Origin of the sequence: Micromonospora sp. NBRC 107095 (assembly GCF_030269705.1) — a bacterium.
Classification (GTDB): Bacteria; Actinomycetota; Actinomycetes; order Mycobacteriales; family Micromonosporaceae; genus Micromonospora; species Micromonospora parva.
Window position 1 is genome coordinate 203,050 of the sequence record NZ_BSTU01000005.1, and the last position, 18,158, is coordinate 221,207.

General features: G+C 73.1%; 18 protein-coding genes. 12 read left to right on the top strand and 6 right to left on the bottom strand.

From position 1 onward, the window contains the following. The first annotated feature begins 1 nt into the window (after position 1). Genes QSK15_RS23795 through QSK15_RS23845 form a run of 11 tightly spaced genes read left to right on the top strand, consistent with a single transcriptional unit; the run spans position 2 to position 10,521 of the window. Positions 2–484: a phage tail protein gene (locus tag QSK15_RS23795; protein ID WP_030327509.1), complete on the top strand. Its 483-nt coding sequence runs from the start codon at positions 2–4 to the stop codon at positions 482–484. Next, positions 459–1,991: a hypothetical protein gene (locus tag QSK15_RS23800; protein WP_285796365.1), complete on the top strand. Its 1,533-nt coding sequence runs from the start codon at positions 459–461 to the stop codon at positions 1,989–1,991. The genes QSK15_RS23795 and QSK15_RS23800 overlap by 26 nt, the downstream gene beginning before the upstream one ends. Beyond that, positions 1,991–2,851, top strand: coding sequence for a CIS tube protein (locus QSK15_RS23805; RefSeq protein ID WP_285796366.1), 861 nt, complete (start codon positions 1,991–1,993; stop codon positions 2,849–2,851). The genes QSK15_RS23800 and QSK15_RS23805 overlap by 1 nt, the downstream gene beginning before the upstream one ends. After that, complete coding sequence (locus QSK15_RS23810; protein WP_285796367.1) at positions 2,848–4,440, top strand: contractile injection system protein, VgrG/Pvc8 family; 1,593 nt, start codon at positions 2,848–2,850, stop codon at positions 4,438–4,440. Before QSK15_RS23805 ends, QSK15_RS23810 begins: the two co-directional genes overlap by 4 nt. Further along, complete coding sequence (locus QSK15_RS23815; protein WP_285796368.1) at positions 4,437–4,778, top strand: hypothetical protein; 342 nt, start codon at positions 4,437–4,439, stop codon at positions 4,776–4,778. The genes QSK15_RS23810 and QSK15_RS23815 overlap by 4 nt, the downstream gene beginning before the upstream one ends. After that, the gene (locus QSK15_RS23820; protein WP_030327502.1) at positions 4,775–5,209 is read left to right on the top strand and encodes a GPW/gp25 family protein; all 435 of its coding nucleotides are present in this window, start codon (positions 4,775–4,777) and stop codon (positions 5,207–5,209) included. The genes QSK15_RS23815 and QSK15_RS23820 overlap by 4 nt, the downstream gene beginning before the upstream one ends. Beyond that, on the top strand, positions 5,206–7,866 hold the full coding sequence (locus QSK15_RS23825) for a putative baseplate assembly protein (protein WP_285796369.1): 2,661 nt from the start codon (positions 5,206–5,208) through the stop codon (positions 7,864–7,866). The genes QSK15_RS23820 and QSK15_RS23825 overlap by 4 nt, the downstream gene beginning before the upstream one ends. After that, a complete protein-coding gene (locus QSK15_RS23830) occupies positions 7,847–8,362 on the top strand; it encodes a phage tail protein (protein WP_285796370.1) in 516 nt (171 codons plus the stop codon). Before QSK15_RS23825 ends, QSK15_RS23830 begins: the two co-directional genes overlap by 20 nt. Further along, a complete protein-coding gene (locus QSK15_RS23835; RefSeq protein WP_285796371.1) occupies positions 8,359–9,288 on the top strand; it encodes a carbohydrate-binding protein in 930 nt (309 codons plus the stop codon). Before QSK15_RS23830 ends, QSK15_RS23835 begins: the two co-directional genes overlap by 4 nt. Beyond that, positions 9,285–9,746 carry a hypothetical protein gene (locus QSK15_RS23840; RefSeq protein ID WP_285796372.1) on the top strand — a complete coding sequence of 154 codons (462 nt, stop codon included), beginning with the start codon at positions 9,285–9,287 and terminating at the stop codon, positions 9,744–9,746. The genes QSK15_RS23835 and QSK15_RS23840 overlap by 4 nt, the downstream gene beginning before the upstream one ends. 19 nt (positions 9,747–9,765) lie before the next feature. Beyond that, positions 9,766–10,521: a hypothetical protein gene (locus QSK15_RS23845; RefSeq protein ID WP_285796373.1), complete on the top strand. Its 756-nt coding sequence runs from the start codon at positions 9,766–9,768 to the stop codon at positions 10,519–10,521. A gap of 6 nt (positions 10,522–10,527) precedes the next feature. On the opposite strand, the gene QSK15_RS23850 is transcribed toward QSK15_RS23845, so the two are convergent. The 6 genes from QSK15_RS23850 to QSK15_RS23875 all read right to left on the bottom strand — a co-directional run bounded on the left by QSK15_RS23850 (position 10,528) and on the right by QSK15_RS23875 (position 16,590). Continuing rightward, entirely contained in the window at positions 10,528–11,379 is an 852-nt protein-coding gene (locus tag QSK15_RS23850; protein ID WP_285796374.1) for a DUF6807 domain-containing protein, read from the bottom strand. Further along, positions 11,376–12,044, bottom strand: coding sequence for a hypothetical protein (locus QSK15_RS23855; protein WP_285796375.1), 669 nt, complete (start codon positions 12,042–12,044; stop codon positions 11,376–11,378). The genes QSK15_RS23850 and QSK15_RS23855 overlap by 4 nt, the downstream gene beginning before the upstream one ends. After that, on the bottom strand, positions 12,028–12,915 hold the full coding sequence (locus QSK15_RS23860; protein ID WP_285796376.1) for a carbohydrate ABC transporter permease: 888 nt from the start codon (positions 12,913–12,915) through the stop codon (positions 12,028–12,030). The genes QSK15_RS23855 and QSK15_RS23860 overlap by 17 nt, the downstream gene beginning before the upstream one ends. Next, a complete protein-coding gene (locus QSK15_RS23865; protein ID WP_285796377.1) occupies positions 12,915–13,898 on the bottom strand; it encodes a carbohydrate ABC transporter permease in 984 nt (327 codons plus the stop codon). Before QSK15_RS23865 ends, QSK15_RS23860 begins: the two co-directional genes overlap by 1 nt. Before the next feature lie 195 nt (positions 13,899–14,093). Further along, positions 14,094–15,440, bottom strand: a complete 1,347-nt coding sequence (locus QSK15_RS23870; protein ID WP_285796378.1) for an ABC transporter substrate-binding protein — start codon at positions 15,438–15,440, stop codon at positions 14,094–14,096. 19 nt (positions 15,441–15,459) lie between these two features. Continuing rightward, the gene (locus QSK15_RS23875; RefSeq protein ID WP_285796379.1) at positions 15,460–16,590 is read right to left on the bottom strand and encodes a LacI family DNA-binding transcriptional regulator; all 1,131 of its coding nucleotides are present in this window, start codon (positions 16,588–16,590) and stop codon (positions 15,460–15,462) included. A gap of 234 nt (positions 16,591–16,824) precedes the next feature. Between QSK15_RS23875 and QSK15_RS23880 the strand changes: the two genes are divergently transcribed. Continuing rightward, entirely contained in the window at positions 16,825–18,153 is a 1,329-nt protein-coding gene (locus QSK15_RS23880; protein WP_285796380.1) for a Gfo/Idh/MocA family protein, read from the top strand. Positions 18,154–18,158 lie beyond the last annotated feature (5 nt).

Here is an 18,158-nt window from a genome sequence, read left to right on the forward strand (position 1 = left end):
CATGCCCACCACCGCGACCCCGCAACCCGGCGCCCCGGTCGACCCGTACCGGGCGTACAACTTCCGGCTGCTCATCAACGGTGTCACCAACGGCCACTTCACCGAGATGACCGGGTTGGAGGTGAACATTCCCGGGCAGCCGTACCGGGAGCACGGCCTGGGTCGGATGCGGATGGTGCCCGGCCAGGCCGAATACGAGCCGGTGACGTTGCACTTCGGCCTCACCGCCTCCCGTGAGTTGTGGGACTGGGTGAACGCCACCGCGCAGGGCACCCTCAACCGCCGCAACGTGTCGGTGGTGCTGCTCGACTCGGTCGGCACCGCGGAGGTGCTGCGCTGGAACCTGATCGACGCCTGGCCGACCCGATGGCGCGGCGCGCACCTCAACACCCTCAGCCACGAGATCGCCATCGCCTCGCTGACCCTGCGGTACGAGGGCCTGGAGCTGGAGACCGGCGGTGCCACCGCGCCGACGCCCGCGTAGCTGGCTGGCCGGCCGACTGCGTTCGGCGGCCGGGGCGGTGCAGCGCCTCGCCGGGCGGATCGAGCCGGACGGGCACCTGCCGCCACTGTCGCAGCCGCCCGTGGCGACGCCGCGCCGTTTCGGGGAGCCGCCGCGGCACTGGCTGGACCTGGTCGCCGCCCACGCGCCCGGCCTGCTGCACGACCTGGACCTCGACCCGTCCCCGGCCGACGCCGAGGCCGGGGATGGGCAGCCGGGCGGATCGACGGGCCGGGTCGACACCGACGCTGCGGGCCCCGGCACGTTCGGCCGGTCCCCCGGGTCCGGCCGGGCCGGCGGGTCCGGTAGGCGCGACGGCGAGGTCGACACGGGCGGACCCGTCAGCGCGGCCGGGACGGGCCGGCGGGGTCGCGGCCCGCGCGGGGACACCGGGCCGACCAGGTCGCCTGCCGAGCACCGGAGCGGCCGGCCGGTCCGCTGGTCAGCGCGCGGTGACCAGCCCGACGGTACGAGGGCCGGTGCCGCCGGTACGTGGGCCGGTGCCGCCGGTACGAGGGCCGGTGCCGCCGGTACGAGGGCCGGTGCCGCCGGCCGGTCCGGTGGCGGGGCCTCGCCGTCCCGTTCGGACACGACATCGCCGCCGACCGGCGCGACCTGGCCCGACGTGTGGGCCGAGCCGACCGGGCCGCACGTGTGGGCCGAACCGACCGGGCCGGACCGGTCGGCCGAACCCACCGGGCCGGTGGGACCGGGCGCGGCGGTGCCCCCAGTACGACCGGCGAACCAGGGCTCCAGCACCGCCGTCGACGCCACGGCCCTCGACGCGAGCGGACTGCCCCGGTCGATCCCGCAGCCGATCCGCTCCATGGTTTTCCGAGCGCAGCGTCCACCGGGCAGCCGCCCTCACCGACCGGAGCCGGAACCCACCCGCACCACCGCACGCCGGCTCACTCCCTGGCCGGCCGCGGTCGACCACGGTCCCGGGCGTTCCGCCGGCTCGCCCGCCGCACCGCCCACCGCCGATCGGCGCACTGGTGGCCGCGACGGGTACCCCGGCGACCCGGCCGGTCCGCCCCGGCCGGGAACGGACCGGCGCGGCCGGCGTGCCGACGCACCGGGCGCGGCCGGGTCGGCGCGCGTGGGCCCGGCGACGTGGTCCGGGCGTCCGGCCTGGCCGGACCTGGGCGGGGCCGACGCATCCGGGACCGGCCGCACCGCGCCGGATGGCCGGCACGCGCCCACCACCGGGCGCGGGGACGTGACCCGCGTCGGCGACGGTGACCGCTGGCTGGACCTGCCCGGCGAACGGGCCCGGTCCGGGCGACCGGCCGCCCTGCCCGACCCCGGGTGGGACACGGTCGGCGGCGGACGGGCGACGGGCACTGCGGCGCCGCCGCCGGTCGGCTCGGCGAGGGGCGACGATCCGTGGCCGGCGCTGCCCGACGACGGTGCACTGTGGTCGGTCGCCGGGCCGGCGCTGGACACCGCCCAGCTGACCCGACTGGACCGGGAACAGGCGGGTGACTGATGGAACGCGTCGCCTTCCTCATCGACTCCTCAGGTGTCCGGGTGGACTGCCTGCTCAACCCGGAGACCGTGCAGGTGACCCGGCTCGCCGGGGTCCGTCAGCGGGGTGCCGGCGGCGGGCAGCTCACCGGGTCCGGCCTGGCCGACGACCCGCTGGTCTTCACCGGCGGCGGCCGCACCGAGCTGGTGCTCGACCTGCTCTTCGACGTCGACTTCGTGGAGGCGCAACTGCGTCCGGTCGACGTGCGGGTGCTCACCCGTCCGCTGTGGATGCTGGCGGAGAACTCCACCACCGAGCACGGTTGGCTGCGGCCGCCGCTGGTCCGGTTGGTCTGGGGCAAGACCTGGAACGTGCCCGGTGTGATCGTCGCGGTGGCGGAACGCTTCGACGCGTTCACCGGCACCGGGTCACCGCGACGGTCCTGGCTGCGGCTGAAGCTGGTCCGCGCCGCCGAGACGGCCGACCAGGCCGAGGCCGGCTTCGCCGAGGAGCTGGCCGCCGCGAGCACCCCGACCGCCGCGCCGGGCAGCGCGGTGATCGCCGCCGGTGACGGCGCGGCCGAGCCGGGTCGCTCCGGCGTACGGTTCGACCTGCTGGCCAACGACGCGCTCGGCTCGCCGCTGCGCTGGCGGCTGCTGGCCGAACACAACCGGATCACCGACCCCCTCGCCGTGCCGGCTGGCACCACCCTCGCCGTCCCACCCGTCGCCGGCACCGGCGCGACAGTCGGCGCTTCGATGAGCGGGGTGGCCCGGACGGTGGCCGGTGCGGTGGGCGCGGCAGCGTCGTACCTCAACGCGGCCGACGCACCGTGGAACGCGGCGACCGCGCCCACGAGCGGACCCGGGGGTGTGCCGTGACCAGCGTCGCGCCCCGGGCGTTGATCGTCCGGCTGGACGGTGCCGAGCTGGTCGGCGCGGCTCGTCAGCGGATCCGGTCACTGCGGGTGGCGGCCCGCCTCGACCAGCCCACCCAGGCCGAGCTGGTGCTCGCCAGCACCGCCGGGGCCGGCGCGTTCGACCCGGCGGTACGCCCCGGCACGGCGCTCGACGTACGGCTCGCCGACCACACCGACGCCCTGTTCACCGGCGAGGTCACCGGCGTGGAGGTGGAGTACGCGGCCGACGGGGCGGCGGTGCTGCGGTTGCGGGCGTACGACCCGCTGCACCGGTTGCGCAAACGGCAGGGGTTGCGGGTGTTCACCTCGGTGACCGCCGCCGAGCTGGCCCGGGAGCTGTGCGGCGCGGTGGGGCTGACGGTGACCGCCGAGGATGACGGCCCCCGGTTGGAGCGGCTGCTCCAGCACCGGCACAGCGACCTGCAGTTGCTGCGCGAGGTGGCCGGCCGGGCTGGCCTGCACCTGGCCGCCGACGGTGACGGGGTCCGGCTGGTCACCCTCGCCGGTTACGGGGAACCGGTCGCGTTGACGCTCGGCGCGGGGGTGCACACCCTGCGGCTGTCCACCAACACCGACCAGGCCAGCGGTGCCAGCGCCGCGCTGGGCTGGCATCCGCAGCGGGCCGAGGTGATCAGCCAGCAGGTCGACGAGGCGCGCTGCGGCAGGCCCGCCGACGACCGCCCGGACCCGGCCGACGTGGGTGCCGACGGGGTCCGCACCGCCGTGGACCAGCCCGGCCGCAGCGACGACGAGTTGGCGGCGCTGGCCCAGGCCCGACTGGACACCCGGGCGGCGACGCTGGTCACCGCCGAGGGGGTGGCCGAGGGCGATCCGGCGCTGCGCCCGGGCCGCCGCGTCGACCTCGGCGGGGTGCCCGACCCGGTCGCCGGGGCGTACGTGCTGACCGAGGTGGTGCACACGGTGGACGGCAACGGGCACCTGACCCGGTTCTCCACGGTGCCGCCGGCCACCCCGGCGGGCCCGACCGGCGGCGCGGTGGTCACCCTTGGCACGGTCACCGACGTCGCCGACCCGGACGGGTTGGGCCGGGTCCGGTTGACCCTGCCGGCGTACGGGGACCTGGACGCCGGCTGGCTCGCCGTGCTCTGCCCCGGTGCCGGGCCGGGCAAGGGTCTGGTGGCGCTCCCCGACCCGGACGACACCGTGCTGGTGGTGCTGCCCGGCGGGGAGCCGGCCTCGGGCATCGTGCTCGGCTCGCTGTTCGGCGCCGTCACCCCGTACGACGCGGGCATCGACGACGGAAAGGCCCGCCGCTGGACGATGCGCACCGCCGGCGGGCAGTCGATAGTCGTCGACGATGTGCGGCGCAGCCTGCGGCTGGCCACCGAGGGCGGCAGCTTCCTGGAGCTGACCCCCGACCTGGCCACCCTGCACGCGGCGTCTGACCTGGTGATCTCCGCACCCGGTAGGGCCATGGTGGTGCGCGCCCGCAGCGTGGACTTCCTGCACGCCGAGCCGACCGAGGACCCGACCACCGCGGCGGAGCAGGCCCGAACGCTTGCCCGCGCCCATCAGCAAGGAGGCGGATGATGCGTTGGATCCACCGGGACTCCGTGATCACCTGCGATCACGACGGCCGGGTCGAGAACCGTCCCTCGCGGCAGTGGGTGACGGTCACCGGCGTGCCCGTGCTCGTCGACGACGACCCGGAGGGACGAAAGATCGTCGCCTGCCCGAACTACGGCCCGACCATCAAGCCGTGCACGCAGACGTTGACGGTCCGGGTCGGCTACAGCGACTGGGTGCGCGTGGACGGGCACCGGGTGGTGCTGTCGCACCTGGAGGGTTTCACCAACGGCACACCGCCGGGGCTGGTCAAGCACACCGTGCGCGACCCGGCTCAGGGGTTCCTGGGGGCGGACCGGTGAGGGCGTTCCGGTTCGTCGGCGCCGGCTTCGACGCCGGCCGTACCGGTGGGTTGGCGCTGACCGCGGCCGGCGGCCTGGCGATGACCGACGGCGACGAGAGCGTACGGCAGGCGTTGTTCCTGCTCCTGTCGACCACACCGGGTGAGCGGCTGATGCGACCCGGGTACGGCTCCCGGTTGCACCGGCTGGTCTTTGCGCCCAACGACGACACCACCGCCGGTCTGGCCATCCACTACGTCCGGCAGGCCATCGCCCGGTGGGAGCCCCGGGTCGAGGTGATCGACACTGACGCCGGGCCGGACCCGGACGACGCGTGGCGGTTGGTGATCCGGTTGGACTACCGGGTGCGGGCCAGCCTGACACCGGGGCAACTGGTCTTCTCCGTCGACCTGCTTCCGGCCGACGAGCCCACCCAGGGAGGAGCGTCATGACACTGCCCGTGCCGCACCTGGACGATCGCGGCTTCCTCGACCTGGTCACCGAGGCCCGGGAACGGATCCGGCAGTCCTGCCCGGCGTGGACCGACCTGTCGGCGCACGACCCCGGGATGGCGCTGGTGGAGACGTTCGCGCACCTCACCGAGGTGATGATCTACCGGTTGAACCAGTTGCCGGAGAAGGCGTACGTCTCGTTTCTGAACCTGCTCGGGGTCACCCGGCACGCGCCGACCGCCGCCTGGGCGGACGTCCGGTTCACCCGCACCGGCACCGACCGCGCGGCGGTGCGGATCCCGGCCGGTCTGCGGGTCGCGGCGGCCCGCGGCGCGGACCCCCGGCCGGTCGTGTTCGTCACCACCGAACCGACGCTGCTGCCGGCCGACGAGACGTCGGTGACGGTCCGGATGCACCACTGCGAACCGGTCGAGGCGGAACTGCTCGGCGTGGGCACCGGCCAGCCGGGGCAGGTGCTGCGCGCGGCGCACGCGCCGCTGACGCACACCGCCGAGGCGCTGGACCTGCTGCTCGGGGTGGAGGTGCCGGCCGGCACCGTCGAGCTGGGCGCGGCGGCCCGCGAGCACGACGGTCGCACGTTCGAGATCTGGCAGCCGGTGGAGAGCTTCGCCGGGCTCGGCCCGCACGCCAAGGCGTACCTGGTCGACCGCTGTTCGGGCACTGTCACCTTCGCTCCGGCCCTCGATTTGCGACCCGCCGCTGGGGCGACCCCGGTGGCCGAAACCGCACCGGCGTCGGTCACCGTCGCGGCCGTGCCACCGGCCGGGCGGCAGGTCCGGCTCTGGTACCGCGCCGGTGGCGGGCCCAGCGGCAACGTGGCGGCGGGCACGCTGAGCACCCTGCGCGACCCACTGCCCGGGGTACGCGTCGACAACCCCACCCCGGCGGCCGGCGGCCGGGAGACGGAGGCGCTGGAATCGGTGCTGCTGCGCGGCCCGTACGAGTTCTTCGCCCAGCAGCGGGCGGTCACCGCCCGTGACTTCGAGGTCCTCGCGACCAGCTCCGGGGCGGTGGCGCGGGCACGGGCGTTCACCCGCGCGGCGGTGTACAGCTTCGCCCGGCCGGGCGAGGTCGAGGTGGTGCTGGTGCCGTACGTGCCGGAGGCGGCCCGTCCGGGCGGTCGGCTGCCGGTGGCGGTGCTGCGGGAGCACGAGGTGCCCGAGGCGCGCCACCGGGTCGAGGCGGACCTGGAGGAACGCCGGATGGTCGGCATCCGCTCCCGGGCCACCTGGGCGCGGTTCAAGGCGGTGTCGGTACGCGCCCGGGTGGTGGTCCGCCGCGAGGAGGACGTGGACGCGGTCCGTCGCCGCATCCACGACCGGTTGCACCAGACGTTGAGCCCGCTGCCGACCGCGCTCAACCCGACCGGCTGGCCGTTCGGTGAGCCGCTGCGGGCGTCCAACGTGTACCGGCTGCTGGAGCACGCCGAGCCGGGGGTGCGCTACGTCGAGTCGGTGCGGTTCGTGGTCGACGAGGCGCCCGACGCCGACGTGCGCGCCCTCGCCGTCGACCAGTACCAGCCGCGCACCTGGTACGCCGGACGCGGGGCGGTGCTGTTCCGCTCCAGCAACGGCGGCGCAGGGTGGGAACCGGCCGGTCGTTTCGACGACGAGACGGTGCTGCGGGTGGCGCCCGCACCCGCGCCGGTGCGCCCGGGCATCATCGCCCGGCCCGGTTCGGTGGCGGTGGTGACGCTGCGGGCCTCGGGCGGCTCCCGGGTGCACCTGAGCGCCGACCTGGGCGAGACGTGGTCGCTGCTCACCGACCTGGACGCGCGGATCTCCGACGTCGCGTGGCTGGACCGCGACGGCGCGGGCGCGCTGCTGGTGGCCACCGACACCGGCCTGTACGAGGTGTCGCTGCTGCCCGGCGCGGTGCCGTTGCAGATCCTGGTCGACCCGTCCGACGCCGACCGGGGTTTCTACGCGGTCCGCACGTTCGTCTCCGAGCGGGGCGCGCCGGGCGTGGCGGTGGCCGCCCAGGCCGGTTTCGGGGTGTACCTGTCGACAAGCGGCGGCCGACCCGGCAGCTTCACCCACGTCGGTCTGGCCAACGTGGACAACCGGGTGCTCGCCGTGCAGTACGACGGCCCGGCCACCCTGCTGTGGAGTGGCGCCGGCGAACCGGACCCGAAGAAACCCGGCCAGGGTTGCCACCGCACCCGGCTGTTCGAGTCCGACGTGAAGTGGCAGTCGATGCAGGCCGGGTGGATCGGCGGCACCTGCCGGGACCTCGCGTTCGCCGGCCAGCAGGCGGTGGCGGCCACCCAGAGCGGCGGGGTGCTGCGGTTGGACACCCTGGCCGCCCAACCGCAGTGGCAGGCGGTGTCCGTCAACTGCGGGTTGCCGTTGCGGGACCGGACCCGGTTCGTGCCGGTCGACGCCATCGCGATCAGCGGCCCGACGTCCGGCGGCGTGGGCGCGCCGGGTGCGGCGGCCGGCGGCACCGGCGCGGTGGAGCGGCTGATCCTGGCCGGCGGCGAACGCGGCGTGCACCGCAGCGCCGACGCCGTCACCTGGACGTCCAGCGCCAACCAGGCCACCGCCGACGTGGTGACCGTCCCGGATACCTGGCTGCTCTGCTCCGGCGAGCACGACATCGAGGTGGTGCGCCAGGATGCGACGCTCGGCGATTGAACGGTTGCTGCCCGCCGCCTACCAGCGGGCCTGCGTGCCGGGCAGCGTGCTGTGGGCACTGCTGGACGTGATGGAGGGGTTGCACGCCCCGGACGAGGCGATCCTCGCCGAGGTGGACGCGCTGTTCGACCCGTACCGGGCGCCGGACGGGCTGGTCGTGCGGTTGACCCGCTGGGTGGCGATGGACCACGTGGTCGCCTCGCCCCGCCCGGACGCCCCGCTGCCGCTGCCGGTGGGGCGGCTGCGTGACCTGGTGGCCAACGCCGCCCTGCTGGCCCGGTGGCGCGGCACCCCGTACGGGCTGCGCCGGGCCCTGGAACTGGCCACCGGGGCGTCGGGCTTCGTCATCGAGGAACCCGCCGAGCGGCCCTTCCACGTCGTGGTGCGGGTGCCGGTGGCCGCCGCCGGCCAGCTCGCCGTGATCACCCGCATCGTCGAGGCGGAGAAACCCGCCTCGGCCACCGTCGAGATCGTCCTGGAAGAGGAGTCGTCATGACCACCGAGTGGGCGGTCGTCGCCGCCGCCGAACAGTTCACCCTCGACCCGCGCAACTGCGGTGAGCTGACCTTCACCGTCTTCAACCCCGGCACCGCGCCGGACACGGTGGTGTTCGACGTGGCCCCCGGTGACGGCTCCCAGCGGGCGTGGTTCACCGTCGCCGAGCCGCAGCGGGTGGTACCCGGTCAGGGCTCGGTGTCGTTCCTGGTCACGCTCGCCGTGCCGGCCGGCACCCCGCCCCGGCGCTACGACATGACCGGGTTCGCGTACTCGGCGAACACCGCGCCGGAGGAGAGTTCCCGCTCCAGCGGCCGGGTCACGTACGAGGTGCGGGCGGTCGCGCCGCCACGGCGTACCCCATGGTTGTGGATCGCCGCCGCGGCGGCGTTGGTGCTGGTGGTGGTCGCCGTGGGGGTGGTGTTGCTGACCCGCGGCGGCGACCCGCCCCCCGGCGAGCCGCGGGTGGTCACCGTCGAAGCGGAGAGCCTGGTGCCGGGCGCGGTGGTGGACTCCCCGGCGAAGAGCGGGGCGAAGGTGGAGGCGCAACCCAACTGCTGCGGGGTGACCTGGTCCGGGGACACGCAGTTGTTCTTCCAGGGGTTGGCCATCGGCGACCGGGTCACCGTGACGGTGCAGATCCCGGCCGACGGCACCTGGCGGTTCGCGGTGGTCCGCACCACCTCCCTCGACTACGCCAACACCGTTTTCACGATCGACGGCCAACAGGTGGGCGGCACGTTCCTCGGCTTCACGCCGACGGTGCGCAAGACCGAGTTCCTGGACGTCGGCACGGTCCAGCTCACCAAGGGCCCCCACCAGGTGGCGTTGCTGGTGGTCGGCAAGACGCAGGGCACGAACCGCTACTTCGCGGGCGTCGACGAGATCCGGTTCACCGAGGTCGTGGCGCGGGCCGTGGCGCGATGAGCGGTCGGCAGAAGGCGCTGCTGGGGTTGCTCGCCGTCCTGCTGGTGGCGCTGTTCGTGGTCGCGGTCGGGGCGGGCCGCGGCGACCGGGGTGATCCGGCGGCCCGACACGGGTTGGTCGACCGGTTGGCCGCGCTGGGCGGCGAGCGTGCCGCGGTGGACCCGGCGACGGTCGGCGCCGACTGCGTCGAAGAGCCCGGTCGGCTGGTCTTCTCCGGCACCTGCGTGCTACGGGTCGCCGACCCGGGCGGGCTGCGCACGCTGGTGTTGCGCAGCGCGGCGCCATTCACTGTCGTCGCCCCGGCGCCCGGGGACGCCGACCTCACCATCCGCGACGAGGTGGAACCGGCGGCGGACGGCACCGGCGCGGTGGCGAAGATCGCCGTCGACCAGGCCACCGAGGTGGGCCTGGTCTGCCCCGGCCTGGGCGGCTGCACTGTCGTCGTGGCCACCACCTGACTGGGAGGAAGGTGCCGCCGTGGGTGACCTGCGCAAGCCGTTCCTGCTGATGGCCATGCTCGCCATCGTCCTGGCGATCGGGGTGGAGGTGGGGGCAGGGCTGCTGCTCGGCGGCGCCGACGCCGGAGCGGCCCTCGCGGACAGCGCCGGGGCGCTGGACGTGGAGATCGACGACGTGTCCGGGGTGAGCGAGCCGTCCGGTCGGGGCACCGGCTACCTCGCGCTGATCGACGCGGTGGCGGTCTGGAGCACCGGGCTGTTCTGCCTGGGCCTGCTGCTGCCCGAACGGGTCCAGGGTCGGGTGCAGGGCGTCGCCAGCCTGATCTTCTCGATCATCCTGATCATCGTCGGGCTGGTCGCGCTGGTGATCGCGTTCGTGGAGCTGTCCATCATGGTGTCGCTCTTCCTGGCCGTCCCCTTCGGCACCCTGGCGTACCTGGCGCTGTGGGGGTTCTTCCCGGTCGGCGAGGCGGCGGTGCTGCTCGGGCTGGTGCTGCTGCTGAAGCTGGTGTGGGCCGGGATGCTGGTGCTGGCCCAGCCGCGCTTTCTGCAGAACAAGGGCCTGGTCCTGCTGATCCTCACCACCCTGCTGTGCACTGTCGTGTTGGAGTTCCTGCACAACCTGGTGCCGGTGATCCTGGTCAGCATCGTCGACGACGTGGCGGCGTTGGTCTTCGCGATCATCGCGATCGTCTGGGGGCTGGTGCTGCTCATCGGCTCCATCCCGGCGATCGTCAAGGCCCTCCGGGTAACCGCCGCCCTCCCCACCCGCTGACACCCCTCACCCCGTTGAGCGGAGCAGGGCCGCCACACCGTCGCGGTCGAGGGTCCCGTCGGCCACCCACACCTGGTACCGGCCGTGCCGGCTCCCACCGGCCGGCACGACCGCCGGGCGGTCGAACGCGAACGCCACACAGACCCCCGGGTACATCGCGGTCCGCACGAACCACCTGTCGCCCCCGCCGAGGCCCGCGAAGACCAGTGTGTACGCCCCGCCACCCGGCCCGGACCCGGTCAGCGCGAGCCACGGCGCCGCACCGCCGTTGACCGCCTGCTCCCCGGCCGCATCGGCGGTGAACACCGCCGGCTCACCGTCGGCGACGGCCCGCCAGAAGAACCCACCGTAGCCGGCCCCGCCGGGGCGACCGTTGGTGGCCGGGCTGCCCAGGCGCACCGCCCGGTCGTCCGGGGCGACGAGGACGGACTCCACATCGAGCCGCCAGGCGTGCGGCGCGACCACCGAGGCGGCGAGCCACCTCCGCTCGGTCAGCAGCACCGCGCCGGCGTGGTCGCGCCACTGGAGGTCGTGCGCGTACCGGCTCGGGGACCGCTCGACCTCGCCGGTGTGGGCGATGACGCCGTGGTCGTCACGCCAGGTGTAGCCGACGTCGCGGACGTAGGTGCGCCCGCCCCAGAGGTTGCTGCCGTTCACGTCCTGCACCGCGAGGGACGCGCCGAGGTGCCACACGTGGTCGTCGGGGAGCGCGTCGGTGACCACCGTTCCGCCGAGGGTGCGTACCGGGTGCAGATACGGTCGCGGCCCGTGCCGGGCGTCCAACGCCGGGTCGAGCACGTACTCGGCCACCTCGGTGGCCCCGACGATCAGCCGCACCGGCTCCGCCGCGCCGGTCACGGCAGGTCCCGTGGGCCGACCACCACGGTCGGGACCGGTCGGCGGACGGCGACGGCGTGCAGGGCGGCCACCGTGTAGCCGGCGAGGATCGGCACCGCGACCGGGGTGACCAGGACGGCGAGCAGCCCGGCCAGCGCGACGACACCGGTGAGCGCCGCCCAGCGGGTGGGCGCGGCGAGGCAGGCGCGGGCGGCGCAGCGGGCCGAGGCCCGCCACCGCCCGCCCCCGTTGCCGCCCACCTCGACGACGACCAGCCCGGCGTACCCGGCCAGGCCGGCCGCGATCAGCGCGGTCACCAGCAGCGCCGCCGCGCCGCCCGGCACCCGGCCGGTGGCCAGTGCCGCCAGGTCGGCGGCGAGCAGCACGGCGCCGCCGAGCCCGAGCAGGCTGACCGGCACACCGGGCAGTATCGCGCGGCCGAACCGGCGCACCGTCGTACGCGCCGACGGCCAACTGCCGGTCCGCGTCCAGTCGTGCACCGCCGCGCTGGCAGTGCCGGCCGCCGAGGCGGCGGTGAGCACTGGCGCCGCCGCGAGGGTGAGCAGGATGCCGAGCAGCGCCAGGTCGGCGGCGTCGCGGGCGACGTCGCGCCAGTCCCGCCGCCCGCCGGTGTCGTCGGGTTCGGCGGGTTCGGCCCGCGATGTCGGTTCAGCCCTTGATGCCACTGGTGTTGATCCCCTCGACGAGCATCCGTTGGAACGCGACGAAGAACAGGAAGACCGGCAGCAGCGACAGCACCGACATGGCGAACATCGGACCGACGGCGCTCTGGCTTGTCGAGTCGATGAACAGGGTCAACGCGACCGGGACCGTGTAGTCCTCCAGTTGCGACAGGAAGACCAGCTGGCGGAAGAAGTCGTTCCAGGTCCAGATGAACGAGAAGATCGCCGTGGTGACCAGCGCGGGGCGGCTCAGCGGCAGGATGATGTGCCGGAAGATGCCGAACGGCCCGGCCCCGTCGATGCGGGCCGCCTCGTCCAGTTCCCGAGGCACGCCGCGCATGAACTGCACCATGAGGAAGACGAAGAACGCCTCGGTGGCCAGGAACTGCGGGATGAGCAGCGGCAGGTACGGCCAGTCGGCGCCGACCAGCCCGAGGGTGCGGAACAGGATGTACTGCGGCACGATCAGCACGTGCTGGGGCAGCAGCAGCGTGCCGATCATGACAGCGAACCACATGCCGCGCAGCCGGAACCGCAGCCGGGCGAAGGCGTACGCCGCCAGCAGGCAGGAGAGCCCGTTGCCGACGACGGTGAGCAGGCTGACCATGGTGCTGTTGAGGAAGAACCGGCCGAAGCTGACGTCGAAGTTTGACCACCCGGCGGTGTAGTTGCCCGGGCTGAACCGCTCGGGCAGCAGCCCGACGTTGTTGACGATCTCCTCCTGGGACTTCAGCGAGGTGCCCACCATCCAGATCAGCGGGTAGAGCACCACGGCGACGATCGCCAGCAGGATCAGCAGTCGCAGCACGGGCCGTCCGCCGGTTCGTCGGCGTGCGTTCGGCGGTGCCGCGGTCGTCGGGGTCACCGCCACCATCACCGGTCCTCCCCGTCGGAGTAGTGCACCCAGAACCGTCCGGTGCTGAAGAAGACCGCGGTGATGACCGCGATGGCGATCAGGAAGACCCAGGCCATCGCCGAGGCGTAGCCCATGTTGAGGTCGGTGAAGCCGGTGATGTACAGGTTCAGCGTGTACATCAGGGTGGAGTCGACCGGGCCGCCGGTGCCGTTGCTGAGCACGAACGCGGCGGTGAAGCCCTGGAAGCCGTTGATGGTCTCCAGCACCAGGTTGAAGAAGATGACCGGGGAGAGCATCGGCAGGGTGACGTCGCGGAACTGGCGGAGCCGGCCGGCCCCGTCGACCGAGGCGGCCTCGTACAGCTCGGTGGGCACCTGCTTGAGCCCGGCCAGGAAGATCACCATCGGTGCGCCGAACTGCCAGATGGCCAGCACCATCAGCGTCTCGAGGGCCCAGTCGGGGTCGTTGACCCACGGCTTGCCGGTGATGCCGAAGACGCTCAACAACGAGTTGAACGCGCCGTCGCGGTTGAACATGTTGACCCAGACGATGGCCAGCGCCACGCTGCCGCCGAGCAGGGACGGCAGGTAGAACAACCCCCGGAACAGCCCGACGCCGCGCCAGGCGCGGTTGAGCAGCAGCGCCACGCCGAGCGCCGCGGCCAGCTTCAGCGGTACGGCGATCAGCGCGAAGGTCAGGGTCACCCGCACCGCGTGCCAGTACGACGGGTCGGCGGTGAACATCCGCTCGTAGTTGGCCAGCCCCACCCACCGTACCTCGGAGAAGGGGGTGAGGATGTCGTAGTTGGTGAAGCTCAGGTAGAGCGACAACAGCATGGGGATCGCCGTGACACCCATCAGACCGATGAGCCACGGCGACAGGAAGACGTACCCCGCCAGACCTTCGCTGTGCCGGAGGCGCCCGGGCCCACGCCTCTGCGGGTGGGCCCGGGCGGATCCGGGGCCGCGTCGGGTCGGGTCGGGCGCCGTGGTCAACGCCACGAACAGCTCCTCTCCTCGCGTTGGGTCTGTGTCGAAGTCCCCGGTCGAGCCGAGGCGGAGTCCAGGCGGCGGTCCGGCAAGGCGGAGATCGGTCCGGATACCGGTGTTGTATCCGGACCGATCTCCAACACGGCCGGTCGTTGTCTGGGCCCGCCGCAGGCCGGCCATGGACTTCGACACAGACCCTGGGGGCGGTCAGGCGATGGCGGACTTGCACGCCTCGATGAACTGGGCGGCGGCTTCGGCGGGGGTGGCCCGGCCGTACTGCGCGTTCTCGGCAGCCTTGATCAGTTCGGACTTCACCTTGCTGTGGCCCTTGATCGGCACCTGCGGGGATTCGCCGAACTTCTGGGTCAGCTCCGCCTCGACGGCGATGGACTGCTTCATGGCCGGGTCGGTGGTGTCGTCGCTGACGACCCGGCGCAGGTCCAGGTTGGACGGGAGGCCACGGTCGGTGCCGAGCAGCTTGACCGCCGCCACGTCGTTGTTCAGGAAGTTGATCACGTCGACCGCGACGTCCTTGTTCTTGCTGCCCTTGAACACCGACCAGTACATCGACGCCCGGGCCCACTGGGCGCTGGGGTCACCGGGGTAGGCGATCACGCCCAGCTCGTCCTTGGTGTTCTTCTTCAGGTCCGGCATCTGGTTGGCCCAGACCCAGGAGGTCGCCGACTTGCCGGTGACCACCAACTGCTTGGTGACGTCACTGGAGTTGCCCTCGTGGATGACGTCGGCGGTCGGGGTGGCCTTGCGGTCCCGGGCGCCCTTCCACAGGTCGAACCACGCGGTCACGTCCTCGACGGTGAAGCCCAGCTCCTTGCCCTTGTAGAGGTCCTTACCCTGCTGGCGCAACCAGACCCAGAACGCCTTGTAGTCGGCGCTCGGGTCCTGGGTGCCCGGCACCTTCGTCTTGGCGGTGACCTGCTCGGCCCAGGCGATGTGCTGCTCCCAGCTCATCCCGGTGGTCGGCTCGGGCAGGTTGTGCTTGGTCAGCAGCGTCTTGTTGTAGACCAGTCCCTGGGTGTTCTCCCCGGCGGCCAGGCCGGCGAGCTTGCCGTCGACCACGCCGTACTGCCAGAGACTCTGGGGGAACTTGGAGGTGTCCAGCTTTCCGGACTCCTGGTACGGGGTCAGGTCGAGCGTGGTGTTGCGGGCCGCGTACTCGGCGAGGTAGTTGTCGTCGATCTGGAACAGGTCCGGCGGGTTTCCACCGGCGGTGAGCGTGGCCAGCTTGTCGAAGTAGCCCTGGTTGGCCTGCCAGGTCTTCTCGAAGGTCACGTTGGGGTGCTTCTGGGTGTAGAGGGCCAGCGCGTCCTCGGTCAGCTTGGCCCGGGCGTCGCCGCCCCACCAGAAGATGGACAGCTTGACCGGCGCGTTCGGGTCGGCAGCGCCGCCGTCGTCTCCGCAGGCGGCGGCGCCGAACATCAGCGGTGCGGCGACCGTCACGGCGAGCAGGCCACGCAGGAGTCGCCGCCGGGGCAGCGGGGTACGGTGGGCGCGCCCGACGGGCGCGCCAGTGGTGGGGGGCGTTGCGGGGTGCATGTGCGCTCACTCCTCGGCATTAGGAGGCGACGGCGTCACCGGTGGCCGCGGTCGGGGTGCCCGGGCCCGCAGGGCAATGCGGGTCCGGGCCACGCGGTGCGGCCAGGGGACGTGCCGGCCGGGCGTACGGGCCCGGGCCGGTCGAGTCGCGGATGACCAGGTCGGTCTGGAGCATTACCTGTGCGGTGGTACGACGGACGCCGAGCGCCGTGCCGGCACCGGACCCCCGCGCACCGCGCGGTGATTCGATGTCCTGTTGCAGCAGCATGTCGACGGCCGTCCGGCCGGCGGCCCCGGTGGGTGTGGCCACCGTCGTCAGCTTGGGTCGGGTGAGCCGGCTCAGGGTGATGTCGTCGACCCCGACGACGCTCACCTGCTGCGGCACCCGGACCCCGAGCGCGTCCAGCCCTTCGATCAGGCCGATCGCCATCAGGTCGTTGTAGGCGAGCACCGCCGACACGCCGCTGCGTCGCACCTGCTCGGCGATGGCCGAGCCGCCGACCTCGGTGGGCGCGTTGGGGCCGAGGACGGTCAGCTCGGCGCCACCGGCCCGGGCGGCCGCGCTGGCGGCACGGCGCATCTCCCGGTTGGTCCACGAGCTGCGCGGGCCACCGAGCAGCGCGATGCTGCGGTGCCCCAGGCCGACCAGGTGTTCGATCGCCGAGCGGGCACCCTGACCGACGTCCATCAGCACGCAGGGCAGGCCGGTCACCTGGCGGTTCACCACGACCAGTGGCACCTCGCGGCTGAGCTGTTCGATCAGGCTGTTGCTCATCCGAGGGCTGCACAGCAGCACCCCGTCGACCTGCTTGGCCAGCGCGTGGACCAGTTCTTCCTCGGCGGTCGGGTCCTCGTTCGTGTCGGCCACGAAGACGTGGTAGTCGCGGTGCCGGGCCTGACTCTCCGCCGCCTTGATCAGCGGTGGGAAGAACGGGTTCGCGATGTCCGCGATGATCAGCCCGATGTTGTGCGTCCGCCCGGTGATCAGTGCCCGGGCGGCCCGGTTCGGTCGGTAGCCCAGATCCTCCGCGCACGCCAGCACCCGGACCCGGGTCTCCGGGTTGACCAGGTGTGGCGCGGAGAAGGTGCGGGACACGGTGGAGATGTGCACACCCGACGCCCGGGCGACGTCCCGGATGGTGACTGGCACGGCGGCCCCTTCGTCCGATGTGGTGGCGGTCACGGGTGTGGCCCATTAATGCAAACGGTTGCGCCAGTGTCAACGGTCAATGATTACGGCTTTGTGGCGTCCACGTTCCCCTTGGTGAGCCACCACCGTGCAAAACCTGACATAAGACGCCGATCCCATTCCCGTCGTTGACGGGATTAGATCGATCGTGATTACTTCATTGCAAACCTTTGCAGCACCACGGGAGGGCGCCGCATGTCACCGAGAGCCGCCGGACGGGTCCGGTACGCCGTCGTGGGCACCGGCGCGCGGGCGGAGATGTTCGTCCGGGCGCTGGTGCTCGACCACGCCGACAGCACCGAGCTGGTCGCCTTCGCCGACACCAACCAGGCCCGGATGGATGCGCACAACCGCTGGCTGACCGAGCTGGGCCACCGCCCGGTGCCCACGTACCCGGCCGGCGACTTCGCGGCCATGTTGGACAAAGAACGCGTCGACGTCGTCCTGGTCACCAGCGTGGACGTCACCCACGACGAGTACGTGGTGGCCGCGCTGCGCGCCGGCCGGGACGTCGTCACCGAGAAGCCGATGACAGTGGACGCGGCACGCTGCCGGCGCATCCTGGACACGGTGACCGAGACCGGTGGTCGGGTGACCGTCGCCTTCAACTACCGCTACAACCCGCTGCACGAACAGGTTCGCCGGCTGCTCGCCGAGGGCGCGGTCGGCGAGATCGGCTCGGTGCACTTCGAGTGGCTGCTGGACGTCCGCCACGGCGCCGACTACTTCCGCCGCTGGCACCGCGACAAGGCCACCTCCGGTGGGCTGATGGTGCACAAGGCCAGCCACCACTTCGACCTGGTCAACTGGTGGCTGGCCGCCACCCCCGTCGAGGTGTACGCGGCCGGTCGGCTCTTCTTCTACGGCGAGAAGGGCCGCCGGCACGGCTACGCCCGCGACTACGACCGGGCGCACGGCTCCCCCGCCGCCGCCGACGACCCGTTCGCGCTGCGCCTGGACGCGCACCCCCGGCTGCGCGAGCTGTACCTCGACGCCGAGGCCGAGGACGGCTACCAGCGCGACCGCAACGTCTTCGCGCCCGGGGTGAGCATCGAGGACGACATGGCGGTGCTGGCCCGCTACTCGACCGGCGCCACCATGACCTACCACCTCACCGCGTACGCGCCCTGGGAGGGCTACCGGGTGATGGTCAACGGCAGCCGGGGCCGGCTGGAGCTGGACGTGGCCGAGAACGACTTCGTCGACCGGGGCACCGCCGGGGCGGTCAAGGGCGCGGCCCTGCACGGTGCCGAGGCGCCGCCCGAGGGCGGGGGTGCGACGCTGACGCTGCGCCCGTTCTGGGCCCCGCCCCGGCAGATCCCGGTGCAGGGCCGCAGTCGGCACGGGCACGGTGGCGCGGACGCCCGGATGACCGGGGTGCTCCTCGGCGGTCGACCCGACCCGCTGGGCCGCGCCGCGACCGCCGACGACGGCGCGTTGGCCCTGCTCACCGGGCTGGCTGCGAACCGGTCCTTCGAGACCGGTCAACCCGTTCGCGTCGCCGACCTGCTCACCCCCCGTTGACACCG